The following is a 13,748-nucleotide window of genomic DNA, read 5'->3' as shown; positions in this document are numbered from 1 at the left end:
CATGGTCTGGATTCTCGGCGGGTATCAGAGCGATTTCGCCCGCAACCGCAGCCGCGAAGGCCACGACTTCGCCGACCTGACCAGCGAGGTCGTCGAGTCGACGCTGTCGGCGGCCAAGGTGGACGCCTCCGACATCGAGGTCGTGCACATGGGCAATGCATTCGGCGAGATGTTCGCCCGGCAGGGACACCTCGGCGCCATGCCCGCCACCGTGAACCGCGGACTATGGGACACCCCCGCCTCGCGGCATGAAGCCGCATGCGCGTCGGGCAGCATCGCCGCGCTCGCAGCCATCGCAGATCTGCGCTCCGGCGCCTACCGGACGGCGCTCGTCGTCGGCGTCGAACTGGAGAAGACGGTGCCCGGAGACACCGCCGCCCAGTACCTCGGCGCCGCCGCGTGGACCGACCACGAGGGCGCCGATGCCAAGTACATGTGGCCGCACATGTTCGACCACGTCGCCGCCGAATACGACCGGCGCTACGGCATCGACGCGACGCATCTGCGCGCCATCGCCCAACTCAACTTCGCCAACGCGCGCAGGAACCCGAACGCGCAGACCCGCGATTGGACGGTGCCCGATCCGCTGACCGACGACGACGCCACCAACCCGATCGTCGAAGGCCGGCTGCGTCGCTTCGACTGCAGCCAGATGACCGACGGCGCCGCCGGGATCGTCCTCGTCACCGACGACTGGTTGCGCGACCACCCCGACGCGCGTCCGATCGGGCGGGTCGACGGCTGGGGCCACCGCACCGTCGGTCTCGGTCTGCAGCAGAAACTCGACCGCTCCGCCGACGATCCGTACGTCATGCCGCACGTGCGACGGGCGGTGCTCGACGCGCTGGACCGCGCCAAGGTCACCCTCGACGGCGTCGACGGCTTCGAGGTCCACGACTGCTTCACCCCGAGCGAGTACCTCGCCATCGACCACATCGGCCTCACCGGACCCGGCGAATCGTGGAAAGCGATCGAGAACAACGAGATCGAGATCGGTGGCCGACTGCCCATCAACCCCAGCGGCGGCCTGATCGGCGGCGGCCATCCCGTCGGCGCGACCGGCATCCGGATGCTGCTCGACGCCGCCAAACAGGTCAGCGGCACCGCGGGCGACTACCAGGTCGAGGGCGCAAACACGTTTGGCACCTTGAACTTCGGCGGCAGCACCGCCACCACCGTCAGTTTCGTCGTACGAGGAGTGAAATGACTTCAGGTTTGGGAGCCAATGTCGAGGTCGTCGGCAAGTACCTGTCCACCTTGCCCGAGGATGACGACCACCCCTACCGCACCGGGCCGTGGCGCCCCCAGACCACCGAGTGGGACGCCGACGACCTACAGGCCGTCGAGGGCGAGATCCCGCATGACCTCGACGGCGTGTATCTGCGTAACACCGAGAACCCGCTGCATCCCGCGCTGAAGTTCTACCACCCGTTCGACGGGGACGGCATGGTGCACATCGTCGGCTTCCGGGACGGGAAAGCGTTCTACCGCAACAGGTTCGTCCAAACCGACGGCTTCATCGCGGAGAACGAGGAGGGCGGCCCGCTGTGGCCGGGCCTGGCCGAGCCCGTCCAGATCGCCAAGCGCGACTACGGCTGGGGCGCAAGGACGTTGATGAAGGACGCGTCGAGCACCGACGTCATCGTCCACCGAGGCACCGCCCTCACCAGCCACTACCAGTGCGGCGACCTCTACCGCGTCGACCCGTTCTCCGGGAACAACCTCGGCAAGGAGAATTTCAACGGCGGCTTCCCATTCGACTGGGGGGTGTCGGCTCACCCGAAGGTCGACGACCGCACGGGCGAACTGCTGTTCTTCTCCTACAGCAAGGAGGCGCCGTACATGCGCTACGGCGTCGTCGACGAGGCCGATAATCTGGTGCACCTCACCGACGTTCCGCTGCCGGGCCCGCGACTCCCCCACGACATGGCGTTCACCGAGAACTACGCCATCCTCAACGACTTCCCGCTGTTCTGGGACCCCAAGCTGCTGGAAGCCAACGTCCACCTGCCCGGCTTCCACCGCGACATGCCGTCACGGTTCGCGGTCATCCCGCGCCGCGGCGGACCAGAGGACATCCGGTGGTTCGAGGCCGACCCGACCTTCGTGCTGCACTTCACCAACGCCTACGAGGACGGCGACGAGATCGTGCTCGACGGGTTCTTCCAGGGCGATCCCACGCCGGTAGGCACCGGCAACATGTACCAGAAGATGTTCCGGTACCTGTCCCTCGACGGATTGCAGACCCGGCTGCACCGCTGGCGGTTCAACCTCGTCACCGGCGAGACGCGCGAGGAGCAATTGTCGGACTCCATCACCGAATTCGGGATGATCAACGGCGGCTACGCGGGCGGCAAGTACCGCTACGCCTACGCCGCGACGGGCAAGCCGGGCTGGTTCCTGTTCGACGGGCTGGTCAAGCACGACCTGCACACCGGTGCCGAGGAACGGTTCGCCTTCGGCGACGGGGTCTACGGCAGTGAGACCGCGATGGCGCCGCGCGTCGGCAGCAGCGCAGAAGACGACGGCTACCTGGTGACGCTGACCACCGACATGAACACCGACGCGTCGTACTGCCTGGTGTTCGACGCGGCCCGGGTTGGTGACGGTCCGGTGTGCAAACTCGCACTGCCGGAACGGATCTCCAGCGGAACGCACTCCACCTGGGCTTCGGGTTCGGAGCTGCGACGCTGGCGAGACGCCGACAATGCGGCCGGCGCGATCGGCCTGTAGATGACCGAGCCGGGTCCCAACGCCGTCGCGCGGATGTTGGGCCTGCTCGGCGACGAATGGACGCTGCTGGTCATCCAGCAGGCCCTGCTCGGGGCCACCCGATACGGCGATTTCCGTACGTGCCTGCCCATCTCGAACTCGGTGCTCACCGCACGGCTGCGCTCGCTGACCGACGAGGGGCTGCTCGAACGTCGGTCCTACCAGTCGAAGCCGCGGCGGTCGGAGTACATCCCCACGGAGCGATGCCGGTCGCTGTGGCCGGTGCTGGTGTCGATCTGGGAATGGGAGCGCCACTGGGTGCCCGAGCACGTCGATCCCCTACCCGCCATGCACCACACCGCGTGCGGCGGCGACTTCACCCCGGTCGTCATGTGCGGTTCGTGCGGTGAGCCGGCGAACGAGAAAGGCGTTGTCGCACAATGGGGGCCGAGTGGCTCGTGGTCGCGCTCGATCCCGGTGGCGACGACGCGGCGGCGCTCCGAGTCCGACCCGGCGGCCGGACTGTTCCCGCAGACGATGAGCATCATGGGCAACCGCTGGGGTTTCGCACTCCTGGTCGCGGCGTTCGTCGGGATGAGCCGGTTCACCGATTTCCAGACCCAGCTCGGCGCCCCGCCCGGGTCGATCGCCGACCGGCTGTCGATCTTCACCGCGAACGGGGTGTTCGCGATGTCGAACAACAGGTACCAACTGACCGAGAAGGGCCGCGCGCTGTTCCCGGTCCTGGTGACCGCCCTGGCGTGGGCGCAGCGGTGGTATCAGGCGCCCGAAGGGCCAGCGGTGACCCTCACCCACACGCCGTGCGGCGACCCCTTCGAGTTGGTCCTGACGTGCGATCAGTGCGCGGCGCCGCTGCAGGGTTCAAGCGTCGAAGCGGTGCAAATTTAGCCCGAAATTTGTTAGCACTCTCGATATGAGAGTGCTAACATCGCAGGTGCACAGTGATTTAGTCGCCCGCCAGGGTGGCGGGCCCTGAAAAGTAGGAGGTGGATTGCTGTGCTCCGTTTTGATCCGTTCAGCGACCTTGATGCCTTGACCCGGGGACTGCTGAGTGCAGCACAGACCGGATCAAATCGCGCCCCTCGTTTCATGCCGATGGACCTGTGCAAGATCGATGACCATTACCTGCTGACCGCCGATCTTCCGGGTGTCGACCCGGGGTCGGTCGACGTCAACGTTGACAATGGCACCCTCACGATCTCGGCACATCGCACCGCTCGGTCGGACGATTCGGTCCAGTGGCTTGCCAACGAGAGGTTCTTCGGCACCTACCGCAGGCAGCTTTCGCTGGGCGAAGGCGTTGATGCGGACGCGATTTCGGCGACGTACGAGAACGGTGTGCTTTCCGTGACGATCCCGATCGCCGAGAAGGCCAAGCCGCGCAAGATCGAGGTCGCGCACGGGGGCCGCCAGCACTCGATTGAGGCGACCACCGTCGATTCCGCGTAACCGCACGATCGAGGCTGCGGGCAGATCGCGATTCAGCCCTAGCGCGCGATCTGTCCGCAGTTTCGGCCCATGCGGCTCGGTACCGTCGTCACTATGACCACGATTCCCAACCGCCCGAACACCGGACTTCTAGTGATCGATGTGCAGAACGGCGTCGTCGAGCAGGCGTTCCAACGTGATTCGGTCGTCGCCAACATAAGCACGGTGGTCGACCGAGCCAGACGGGAGGGCGTCCCGGTGGTGTGGGTTCAACACGCTGACGACGAATTGCCGAGGGGTACCGAGAGCTGGCAGATCGTCCCCGAGCTAGTGCCGAGCGAGAGTGAACCACTCGTCGAGAAGAACTACGGCGACTCCTTCGAGGACACCTCGCTCGAGGGTGTGCTGTCGGAACTCGGTGTAGGCAAGCTGGTGGTTGTCGGCGCGGAGACCGATGCGTGCGTACGCTCGACCCTGCACGGCGCATTCGTCCGCGGCTACGACGCCACCCTCGTCAGCGATGCTCACACCACCGGCGACAAGTCGCCGTGGGGCGCCCCGCCACCGGAGCAGGTCATCGCGCACACGAACCTGTACTGGAACTTCCAGAGCGCGCCGGGCCGCACCGCAGGCACAGTCACGACAGCGGAAGTCGACTTCAGCGCCTAGCCGTACTGAGCCGAGACTGCGGGCAATCTACGACCCCTCGCGGACGCCATCTACGCGCCGGCGCTGATGTTTGTCAGCCGTAACCGCCGCAGGCTGGCTAGCATGAGCGAAACTGACGCAGCCATGCTGAACTGGAGCGATCTTGGCGTGAGCGAACTCGTACCGACCGGGACGGTGACGCTGCTGCTGGCAGACGTCGAGGGCTCGACTCCGCTGTGGGAGACCCAGCCACACGAGATGACGGCCGCGTTCGCGAACCTCGACCGCGTTCTGGCCGAGATCGTGCCCAGCCATGGCGGCGTACGCCCGATCGAACAGGGTGAGGGGGACAGCTTCGTCGTCGCCTTCGGACGTGCGAGCGACGCGATCGCATGCGCACTGGAGCTGCAGCGCGCACCACTGGCCCCGATCCGTTTGCGCATCGGTTTGCACACCGGCGAGGTCCAACTGCGCGACGAGTCCAACTACATCGGGCCGACGATCAACCGCACGGCACGCATTCGCGATCTGGCGCACGGCGGACAGACGGTGCTATCCGGCACCACAACGGATTTGGTGTGCGATCGGCTTCCCGAGGATGCGTGGTTAGCCGAACTCGGTACGCACGCCGTTCGCGATTTACCCAAACCCGAACGCATCGTGCAGCTCTGCCACCCCGATATCCGCAATGAGTTCCCACCACTGCGCACCGCGAAAAACACTCGCTCACACAATCTCCCGGCACAGCTGACAACATTCGTCGGGCGCGCCGGTCAGGTCGAAGAAGTGCGGCAGTTGGTGGTCGACAACCGCCTCGTGACCCTTACCGGTGCCGGCGGCGCGGGTAAGACGCGTCTGGCCGTCGAGGTTGCGGCGCAGATCTCAGACGAATTCGTCGACGGCGTGTGGTGGGTCGACCTCGCGGCGATCGCCGATCCCCTCGTCGTGTCCTTGACCATCGCCCGGACGCTGGGGCTTCCCGACCAGCTCGGCAGAACACCGCTGGAAACGGTGCAGCGGTTCATCGGCGACCGCGGAGTTCTTCTGCTGCTGGACAATTGCGAACACCTGCTTGACGCCTGCGGAGATGTGATCACCCGTCTGCTGAACAGCTGCCCGGGCCTGACGATCCTGGCTACCAGTCGCGAGCCGATCTCGGTGTCGGGTGAGGTCACCTGGCGCGTTCCCTCGCTGTCAGTGCACGACGAGGCCGTCGCGCTGTTCACCGACCGAGCCCAGCGCGCACGGCCCACTTTCCACACCGTCGGCGAGGACACCGAACTGGTGGCTGACATCTGCCGGCGCCTCGACGGGATGCCACTGGCCATCGAGTTGGCCGCCGCGCGCGTACGAGCATTGTCGTTGCGACAGATCGCCGACAGCCTTCACGACAGATTCCGCCTACTGACCGGCGGCGCCCGGAACACCATGAGACGCCAGCAGACGCTGCGGGCCTCGGTGGACTGGTCACACGCGCTGTTGACGGAAGCCGAGCAAGTCCTGTTTCGCAGGCTGGGCGTGTTCATGGATGGATTCGACTTCGATGCCGCGCGCGCCGTCGCCGCAACAAGCGAGACGGAGCAGTTCCAGATCCTCGACCAGCTCAGCCTTCTCGTCGACAAGTCGCTGGTCGTCGCCGACGAAGAGTCGGGCACCATGCGCTATCGGCTGCTGGAAACCATCCGCCAGTACGCACTCGAAAAACTTGCCGAGTCAGGCGAAGCCAGTCAGATGCGTACTCGGCACCGCGACTACTACGTGGTCGCGGCAGCCGCGCTCGAGAACAAAGATCTCGTGAAATGGGCCGAACGAGAGACCGGCAACCTGCTCGCGGCACACGCGTGGAGCACCGACTGCGCGGAGTTCGAGCCGGCGCTGCGATTGATCTCGTCACTGCAGCGGCTATGGGAGACGCGCGGCAGGATGGGTGAGGGCATCGCCGCGTTCGATCTCGTGTTCAACGACGAGCGCTACCGGGACGAAGACGTCGCTACCGCGGTATGGACGCGTGCGGTTGCCGACAGGAGCATCTTGACGGCATGGATCTCCGATCCGGCGAGCCTGGAGCGTGCAGAGGAGGCACTGGCGGCGGCGCGCGAGGTGGGCGATTCGGCTCTGATCGCGTCATGCCTGGCCGCTTGCGGTGCACTCGCGTATTACAGCCCAGATGTGTCAAAGGCCTATTTCACCGACGCTATCGAGATGGCACGAGCGCTGGGCGACCGGGCAAAGGAATGCTATTTCCTCAGCTGTCTGGCCGTCACGATGAATGTCGCCGGGCAGCCGCTCGCCTCGGCAGAGGCAGCTGAACAGGGCCTCGCGGTTGCCGAGGCGATCGGCGACGGATTCGTGGCGAGACATTGTCGGGTGTGGCTTGGGGTCGCGTGGGGATGGCGCGGCGGCGTGGCGGCTGCGGATGCCGTGATACGAGATGTCAGTGCAGAGGCACACGCGGCGGGCGAGCGCATGCTCGAGCTGTTTGCGCTGATCTGTGAGAACAACTGGTTCGCCTTCCAGAGCAAGCTGTCGGCAGCGTGGGCCAAAGCAAGGGAAGCACGCGCAACCTCCGCGGCAATGGGTGGATTACACGACGACACAATGCATATTGTCGAAGCGCTCACCGCGTTGGCCGCCGGAGATGGCGATGCGGCCAAGGCCGCGTGCGAGGCGGCCATGAGGATCACGGTGCCTCAGCGGACGCTCTACACGAGAGCGCTCACTCCAATGACCCTGGCGTTGCTCGCATGCGGTGAACTATCCGCCGCGCGCCGATGGGTCGACGAAAACGTCGCCGCTATGCCGGGGAACTACCGGCTCAATGCCCTTGTCGCGCGTGCGCACGTGGCGCTGGCGCAAGGGGAAACCGACCAGGCCGCGCGAGACGCGCATGACGCCCTGGCGCTCGCGGTCACCACTGGCGCCTTCTTCCGCGTCCCCGAAGCGCTCGAGGCCCTTGGAGCGTCGGCATCGGCTGAGGGCAACCACCGCCACGCCGCCCGACTCTTCGGCGCTGCCGACGCTATCCGTATGTCGATGGGACCCGTCTTCAGATGGCCTGTGTTCGCGCTGGCCTACGACCCTGCGGTAACCGCCTCCCGAGAAGTACTGGGCGATGGCGAGTTCGGCGGGGCATGGGCTGAAGGGGCGGCTTTGTCGATCGAGGAAGCCATCGCCTACGCCCAGCGCGGTCGCGGCGAACGCAAACGGGCGGCATCCGGCTGGGAGTCCCTCACCCCCACCGAGGCCGACGTCGTTCGGCTGGTGGCAGAAGGGCTCGGCAACAAGGAGATCGCCGACCGGCTCTTCATCTCACCGCGCACGGTGCAGACGCACCTCACCCATGTCTACGCCAAGCTGGCGCTGACCTCGCGGATTCATCTCGTCCAGGAGGCCGCCCGTCACGTGTGACGGTTGAGCCGGTACAACAGGTTGTTCCGGACGCTCGGCCATTCGATGTCCAGGATCGAGTAGACGACGGTGTCGCGCCGGGACCCGTCGGCCAGCACTTGGTGACTGCGCAGCACGCCGTCGAGCTTCGCACCCAGCCGCTCGATGGCGTCTCGGCTGGTGAAGTTGAAGAAGTGCGTCCGGAACTCGACTGCGACACAGCCCAACTCGTCGAAGGCATGGCCCAGCATCAGCAGCTTCGTCTCGCTGTTGACACCGCTGCGCCGCGCCGACTCCACGTACCAGGTGTTGCCGATCTCCAGTCGATGGTTCTTCGGGTCGACGCTCATGTAACTCGACGAGCCGAGGAACGTCCCGTCCAGTCGTCGGACGACGAACGTCAGCCCCGTGTCCGGCGTCTGCACCGCCAAGCGTGCGTCGACCCATCGATCGACTTCGTCCGGGGCGGGCGCGGCCGTGAACCAGAGCCGTCCGAGTTCACCGTCAGCGGCGGCAGCCCTGATCTCCGGAACATGTTCTCGGCTAAGCGGTTCCAGTTTCACGCAGCGATCGCCGGTCAGCGACACCGGCTCGACGAATCCGCTCATGATGTCCTGGCCGCCGCTGCCGACCACGCGGCCACCATCGCCCACACCGACAGCAGCGCGGCCACGATCGCCACGGCGCCACCGATGTAGAGGCCGTAGCCGGCCGACACCGGGGCGTACACATAGAGCCGGTAGTAGAACACCGTGAGAACCACGAGCAGCACCGAAATGGCCAGCGCTGCTGTCGATGCCAGGCGGGCCGACAGCCCGCGCGCCGCCATCGCGCCCGCGACGATCAGCGTCGCACCCAACAAGACTATGAGCTGACCGACCCCGAAGCCCGCGAGCCGGTTTCGCAGGTCATCCGTGTCGCCGACCACGCCGCCGACCGCACTGGCCCGCGCGCCGGTAGCCGTCAGCCACGGCAGCCACGCATTCACCACGATGATGGCCGCACACAGTGCGACCAGCCAACCAGGACGCAGGCGCGACATGCGTCGAGACTACGGTATGGCAATGACCGAACTCCCCGACTTGGCCCGCCGCCTCGACCTGGCCCCTCACCCCGAGGGCGGCTGGTTCAAGGAGACGTGGCGTAGCGAGCTGACGGTGCCTCAGTCGGCGCTTCCGCCGGACTACGAGGGCCCCCGCAACGCGGGAACCGCGATCCTGTTTCTCCTCATGCCGGGCCAGCAGTCGGCGTGGCACACCGTGCGCAGCGCCGAAGTGTGGCTCTACCACTCCGGCGGCCCGCTGCTACTCGAGTTCGGCCCCGAACAGGACACCGCCACAACACATCTGCTCGGCGCCGACATCGAGGCCGGCGAGAGCCCCCAGATCGTCATTCCACCCGGACATTGGCAGCGGGCCCGCCCGCGGGACGACCAGCCCTGCCTCGTCAGCTGCGTCGTGGTCCCGGGTTTCGACTTCGCGGACTTCGCGCTCGGCGCGGACTGAATCAGAGTCGGCCGGCCCGGAGCTTGTCCAGACGGCGGCGGTCGCGCTTCGTCGGCCGCCCCGCACCGCGCTCGCGGACGGCAACCGGAATCGTCTCGGTGGGCTCGGGTTTCGGCGTCCGGTCAAGGAAGCACGTGGCCGCGTCGGCCGCACCCACCCGCTTCTGGATCACCCGCACCACCTCGACCACTCGCATGGTCTGACCGACAAGTGCGCGCACCTCGTCGCCCGGCGACACCGGGGTGGCGGGTTTGGCGGGCCGGCCGTTCACCCGCACATGCCCGCCCCGGCACGCGTCGGCGGCGTCGGGTCGCGTCTTGACGAGCCGGACCGACCACAGCCACCTGTCCACCCGGGTCGACTCCACGTCCCCATCATGGACCAGGTCGTCGCCTCAGGGCACGACCACTATCTGACCGTGGCCCGCCACGGCCGTCCAGTCGCGGAGGTCGTTACCCAACGAGCCTGCCATCGCAAACCCACCTGCGGTCGCAGTCGCGCTATTGGCACTGTTCCGCTCACCGCCGAACCCTGCGTACGCCGAGCTCCCGAGACCGTCGGCGCTCGCGATGTTGTCGGCGTTGTCGTTGCCGCCTTGGCACCCGCAGTGAGCGCCGCCCGCAACGGCCGTACCACCTGCTGTCGCGGTCGCACGATTGCCTGTGTTACCGGCCCCGTCGGACCCGGCGATCGCGTAGCTCGAGTCACCCGCAGCAGAGGCGGCGTTGCCGACGTTGCCTGTGCCGTTGAAACCCGCCTCAGCTTCCCCTCCATCGGTCGCGGTCGCCGTATTACCGGAGTTGTTATTCCCGCTGACCCCTGCGGATGCCAAGCTCCCGATGCCGGCGGCCGAACCGACGTTGCCGGTGTTTCCGTCGCCGAAGGCGCCCGCCGTCACGATGCCTCCAGCGGTCGCCGTCGCCCGGTTGCCGTTGTTACCAACACCATCGGACCCGGCGATCGCGTAGCTCGAGTCACCCGCAGCAGAAGCGGCGTTGCCGGTGTTTCCGTCGCCGTACGCGCCCGCCACCGCGATACCCCCACCGGTCGCCGTGGCGGCATTACCCGAGTTGTGATCCCCGCTGAACCCTGCGGATGCGAGGCTCCCCATGCCGGCGGCGGAACCGACGTTGCCGGTGTTTCCGTCGCCGAAGGCGCCCGCCGTCGCGAAGCCTCCAGCGGTCGCCGTCGCCCGGTTGCCGTTGTTACCAACACCTTCGGACCCGGCGATCGCGTAGCTCGAGTCACCCGCAGCAGAGGCGACGTTGCCGACGTTTTCGTCGCCGTACGCGCCAGCTTCGGCGATACCTCCACCGGTCGCGGTTGCCCGATTGCCAATGTTCCGCTCGCCCAGGTACCCGGCGTAAGCCTGGCTCCCGGCACCGCTGGCACTGGCGAAGTTGCTGTCGTTGCCGTCGCTTTGGCATCCGCACCCACCGCCGCCGGCGACGGCCTGACCGCCGTAGCTGGCGATCGCATAGTTGAAGTCGTTGTCGTCGCCTGCATTTCCCGCGATCGCGGTCCCACCGTGGAAGGCGATCGCACGGTTGTAGTCGTTGCCCTCCCCGTCGCCGCCCGCGGTCGCCGTCGCGTTTGTGCCCCACGCGAACGCCGTGTTGCCGACTCCGCCTTTCGCGGTCGCCGAAGCATTCACCCCGATGGCGATGGCGTAGCTGCCCCAACCGCTGGCGTACGCCTTCGCGCCGGACCCGATCGAGATTGCGAACGAACCCCACCCGGTCGACGAGAAGGTGAAATCCCCGATCCAGATCATGAATACGACCGGCGGGTCGGGTTGAATCGCCGCAATCGACACGAGCGCGTTGGCCGTCGACAACTCATCGGCGGACTGCAGCGCGACGTCTTCGGTTTCGGTGCGCCGCGTCAACGCGAACAACGCCAACATCGCAGACGACTCGATCGGTGTGGTGGGGTCCTCCTCGGAACCCGGCGGAACCCCATCCCATAGTCCGGTGGTCAGCGTGACCAAAACGGGTTCCTCGTCCTCGTCGAGGATCACCGGATCCGTGGACACGGTCCGCGATTCGACAATCTCGACTCTGGACTCCGTGACGACCGGAGTGGTGGTCAGTTCCGGCTCGATAACGTCTTGCTCAGTGACGACCGGTCCTGGCGGCTCCGGTACGTCGACGTGGGTGCGCTGCTGCGACGGGTGGTCGCTGCCGCCGTCGCGGGGTTCGACGACCGCAATCTCGGGCACCACCTCAGGTAACGGATCCGTTTTCGGAGCGACCGCTACGTCGGTGCCCCTCTCGTTCGTGCCCTTCCCATCGGTGCTCTTAGCCGCGTCTTTGTCGTCCGTGTCTTTGTCGTCTTTGTCGTCCGCGTCTTTGTCGTCCGCGTCTTTCTCGGACTTCGCGTCGGCGTCCTTCTCGCCGGGTGTTCTCCCATTGCCAATGGTTGTTGTCGGCGCACCGGCGTTCTTCGCGGTCGTCGAGGAGCTGGAACCGGTGCTCGAGCTGCCGGAACTTCGGGAGTCAGCCGACGGGTCTTGGGCTGCGCCGGTCGACGAACCGCTACTCGACGAAGGGGTGTCAGAGGACGAGTCCGACGAGGTCGACTCGCTGTCCGTCGTGGCCAGTGCGACTGCAGGCAAGCTCAAAATCGCGGTACCCACGCCCAACGCCACCGCCAACGCGCCGACCCGCCCAACGTGCTTCGCGAGACCCATTCGCGCGAGCATAGGGTCAAGATCAAGTTTTTGCTATCCCTACCGAAGCGCGTTGAAAGATACTTCTCCTACGTCCTGTTTGCATTCAAGGGAAAATTGCCAACCCCCGGGCGATCGATCGTAGCTCCATCGGATCATTACCTTATTGTGACCTTAAGTAATCCTTATTTTTCTTAAAAATGGGTGTACGGTAGGCCCTCAGGCGCACAACATCTACAGCGACGGAAGGAACCGGATATGCATCAGGTACCTACGCGAATCGTCCTGGTCACCGGCGGCTCGAGGGGCGTCGGTGCGGAGGTGGCGCAGAAGCTCGCCAGCCCCGACACCCATGTCGTCGTGAACTACCGACAGAACGCCGAGCGCGCGGAATCGATCGCCGAGGCCATCCGCGACGCGGGCGGGCACGCGTCAACGTTGCGCGCCGACATCTCCGACGAGACTCAGTCCGCCGCGATGATCGACACGATCGCCGCACGCTTCGGGCGACTCGACGCGCTGATCCTCAACGCATCCGTCGGCCCCGCCCTTGGCGTCGACCTGGCCCGCGCCAAGCGCATCAATCGCGACGCCCAGCGCCGCCTTGCGCTGCGGGCGGTCCCGTTGATGCCTGCCGGCGGCCACATCATCTTCGTCACCAGCCATGCGGCTCACTTCTTCCCCCATCGGGCAGTTCCCAAGGGGCAGACGGCAATTGCCGCCAGCAAGTGGGCGGGCGAGACGGCCCTGTATGCGATGCGTTCGGAATTCCGCAGCGCCGGTGTGCATCTCACCGTCGTTTCCGGCGATGCCAGCGACCCCACGTTCGCCAATGCGATTGTCAACGCCGCCAACGCCGCGAACCCGTCCGGGATCGTCTACGTCGGCGGCGCCGACTCGCTGAAGATCGCCTAGCTCAGCACCCCCGCTGCCGAGCAGACGCAAACACCCCCAAATTTGTCCCAAAAAGGGGGGTTTCGCGTCTGCTCGCGCCAAAGAGGTGGCGCCGCCTTGTACCGTCACGGACGTGACGATTTACGCGCTCAACCTTTTCGACATCGCCGACCGCGCGGAGTACCTGGCGTATTCGAGGCGCTCACCGCAAGAGGTCGCCAAGCACGGCGGCCGCGTCGTTGCGCTCGGTCAGTTCAGCGACGCGATCACCGGCGACATCGAACCGCGCAAGGTGCTGATCCTCGTCGAATGGGATTCCAGGGAAGCATTCGACGGCTATTGCAACGACCCCGAACTCGCGGATCTGCATGCCAACCGCGAGAACGGGTCGTCGTCGTACATCTGGCACCTCTTCGACCGCTTGGACGATCTGCGGCCGCTGCTCAAGACCTAAAGCCGCCGAAACTACGGTTTCTGACGAG

Annotated in this window: 13 protein-coding genes; 9 read left to right on the top strand and 4 right to left on the bottom strand. The window is 66.2% G+C overall.

What is annotated here, in order from left to right; all coding sequences use genetic code 11:
* The first annotated feature begins 1 nt into the window (after position 1).
* The 6 genes from G6N43_RS07675 to G6N43_RS07650 all read left to right on the top strand — a co-directional run bounded on the left by G6N43_RS07675 (position 2) and on the right by G6N43_RS07650 (position 8,217).
* Positions 2–1,207, top strand: coding sequence for an acetyl-CoA acetyltransferase (locus G6N43_RS07675; protein WP_083149083.1), 1,206 nt, complete (start codon positions 2–4; stop codon positions 1,205–1,207).
* Positions 1,204–2,733 (top strand): carotenoid oxygenase family protein, encoded by a 1,530-nt coding sequence (locus tag G6N43_RS07670; protein WP_083149084.1) that lies wholly within the window; start codon positions 1,204–1,206, stop codon positions 2,731–2,733. Before G6N43_RS07675 ends, G6N43_RS07670 begins: the two co-directional genes overlap by 4 nt.
* Positions 2,734–3,621 (top strand): winged helix-turn-helix transcriptional regulator, encoded by an 888-nt coding sequence (locus G6N43_RS07665; RefSeq protein ID WP_179967983.1) that lies wholly within the window; start codon positions 2,734–2,736, stop codon positions 3,619–3,621.
* A 108-nt stretch (positions 3,622–3,729) separates the two neighbouring features.
* On the top strand, positions 3,730–4,182 hold the full coding sequence (locus G6N43_RS07660; RefSeq protein ID WP_083149085.1) for an Hsp20/alpha crystallin family protein: 453 nt from the start codon (positions 3,730–3,732) through the stop codon (positions 4,180–4,182).
* A gap of 93 nt (positions 4,183–4,275) precedes the next feature.
* The gene (locus tag G6N43_RS07655) at positions 4,276–4,830 is read left to right on the top strand and encodes a cysteine hydrolase family protein (RefSeq protein WP_083149214.1); all 555 of its coding nucleotides are present in this window, start codon (positions 4,276–4,278) and stop codon (positions 4,828–4,830) included.
* A 102-nt stretch (positions 4,831–4,932) separates the two neighbouring features.
* Positions 4,933–8,217, top strand: a complete 3,285-nt coding sequence (locus G6N43_RS07650) for a LuxR family transcriptional regulator (RefSeq protein ID WP_083149086.1) — start codon at positions 4,933–4,935, stop codon at positions 8,215–8,217.
* On the opposite strand, the gene G6N43_RS07645 is transcribed toward G6N43_RS07650, so the two are convergent.
* A complete protein-coding gene (locus tag G6N43_RS07645) occupies positions 8,208–8,804 on the bottom strand; it encodes a GNAT family N-acetyltransferase (protein WP_083149215.1) in 597 nt (198 codons plus the stop codon). The genes G6N43_RS07650 and G6N43_RS07645 overlap by 10 nt on opposite strands.
* Positions 8,801–9,238 (bottom strand): hypothetical protein, encoded by a 438-nt coding sequence (locus G6N43_RS07640; protein WP_083149087.1) that lies wholly within the window; start codon positions 9,236–9,238, stop codon positions 8,801–8,803. The genes G6N43_RS07645 and G6N43_RS07640 overlap by 4 nt, the downstream gene beginning before the upstream one ends.
* A 22-nt stretch (positions 9,239–9,260) precedes the next feature.
* Here G6N43_RS07640 and G6N43_RS07635 point away from each other — a divergent pair, with 22 nt between their 5' ends.
* On the top strand, positions 9,261–9,701 hold the full coding sequence (locus tag G6N43_RS07635) for a cupin domain-containing protein (RefSeq protein WP_083149088.1): 441 nt from the start codon (positions 9,261–9,263) through the stop codon (positions 9,699–9,701).
* 1 nt (position 9,702) lies between these two features.
* Here the strand turns inward: G6N43_RS07635 and G6N43_RS07630 are convergent, their stop codons facing one another.
* Together G6N43_RS07630 and G6N43_RS07625 are read right to left on the bottom strand one after the other, a co-directional pair.
* Positions 9,703–10,068, bottom strand: a complete 366-nt coding sequence (locus G6N43_RS07630) for an Hsp15 family ribosome-associated heat shock protein (RefSeq protein ID WP_083149089.1) — start codon at positions 10,066–10,068, stop codon at positions 9,703–9,705.
* A 27-nt stretch (positions 10,069–10,095) separates the two neighbouring features.
* Positions 10,096–12,393: an autotransporter outer membrane beta-barrel domain-containing protein gene (locus tag G6N43_RS07625; protein WP_163658042.1), complete on the bottom strand. Its 2,298-nt coding sequence runs from the start codon at positions 12,391–12,393 to the stop codon at positions 10,096–10,098.
* Positions 12,394–12,630: 237 nt separating this feature from the next.
* On the opposite strand from G6N43_RS07625, the gene G6N43_RS07620 reads away from it, so the two are divergent.
* Positions 12,631–13,287, top strand: a complete 657-nt coding sequence (locus G6N43_RS07620; protein WP_083149090.1) for an SDR family oxidoreductase — start codon at positions 12,631–12,633, stop codon at positions 13,285–13,287.
* Positions 13,288–13,399: 112 nt separating this feature from the next.
* Complete coding sequence (locus G6N43_RS07615) at positions 13,400–13,720, top strand: DUF1330 domain-containing protein (RefSeq protein ID WP_083149091.1); 321 nt, start codon at positions 13,400–13,402, stop codon at positions 13,718–13,720.
* Positions 13,721–13,748: the final 28 nt, after the last annotated feature.

The sequence above is a fragment of the Mycolicibacterium moriokaense genome (assembly GCF_010726085.1).
Taxonomy (GTDB): domain Bacteria; phylum Actinomycetota; class Actinomycetes; order Mycobacteriales; family Mycobacteriaceae; genus Mycobacterium; species Mycobacterium moriokaense.
Note: the sequence above shows the minus strand (reverse complement) of the source record. Positions and strands in the feature narration are given on the sequence as shown.

Coding starts and splice junctions, on each gene's coding strand:
- G6N43_RS07670 (WP_083149084.1), top strand. CDS start 1,204: ATGACTTCAGGTTTGGGAGCCAATGTCGAGGTCGTCGGCAAGTACCTG.
- G6N43_RS07645 (WP_083149215.1), bottom strand. CDS start 8,804: ATGAGCGGATTCGTCGAGCCGGTGTCGCTGACCGGCGATCGCTGCGTG.
- G6N43_RS07625 (WP_163658042.1), bottom strand. CDS start 12,393: ATGGGTCTCGCGAAGCACGTTGGGCGGGTCGGCGCGTTGGCGGTGGCG.
- G6N43_RS07675 (WP_083149083.1), top strand. CDS start 2: ATGGTCTGGATTCTCGGCGGGTATCAGAGCGATTTCGCCCGCAACCGC.
- G6N43_RS07640 (WP_083149087.1), bottom strand. CDS start 9,238: ATGTCGCGCCTGCGTCCTGGTTGGCTGGTCGCACTGTGTGCGGCCATC.
- G6N43_RS07620 (WP_083149090.1), top strand. CDS start 12,631: ATGCATCAGGTACCTACGCGAATCGTCCTGGTCACCGGCGGCTCGAGG.
- G6N43_RS07650 (WP_083149086.1), top strand. CDS start 4,933: ATGAGCGAAACTGACGCAGCCATGCTGAACTGGAGCGATCTTGGCGTG.
- G6N43_RS07635 (WP_083149088.1), top strand. CDS start 9,261: ATGACCGAACTCCCCGACTTGGCCCGCCGCCTCGACCTGGCCCCTCAC.
- G6N43_RS07655 (WP_083149214.1), top strand. CDS start 4,276: ATGACCACGATTCCCAACCGCCCGAACACCGGACTTCTAGTGATCGAT.
- G6N43_RS07665 (WP_179967983.1), top strand. CDS start 2,734: ATGACCGAGCCGGGTCCCAACGCCGTCGCGCGGATGTTGGGCCTGCTC.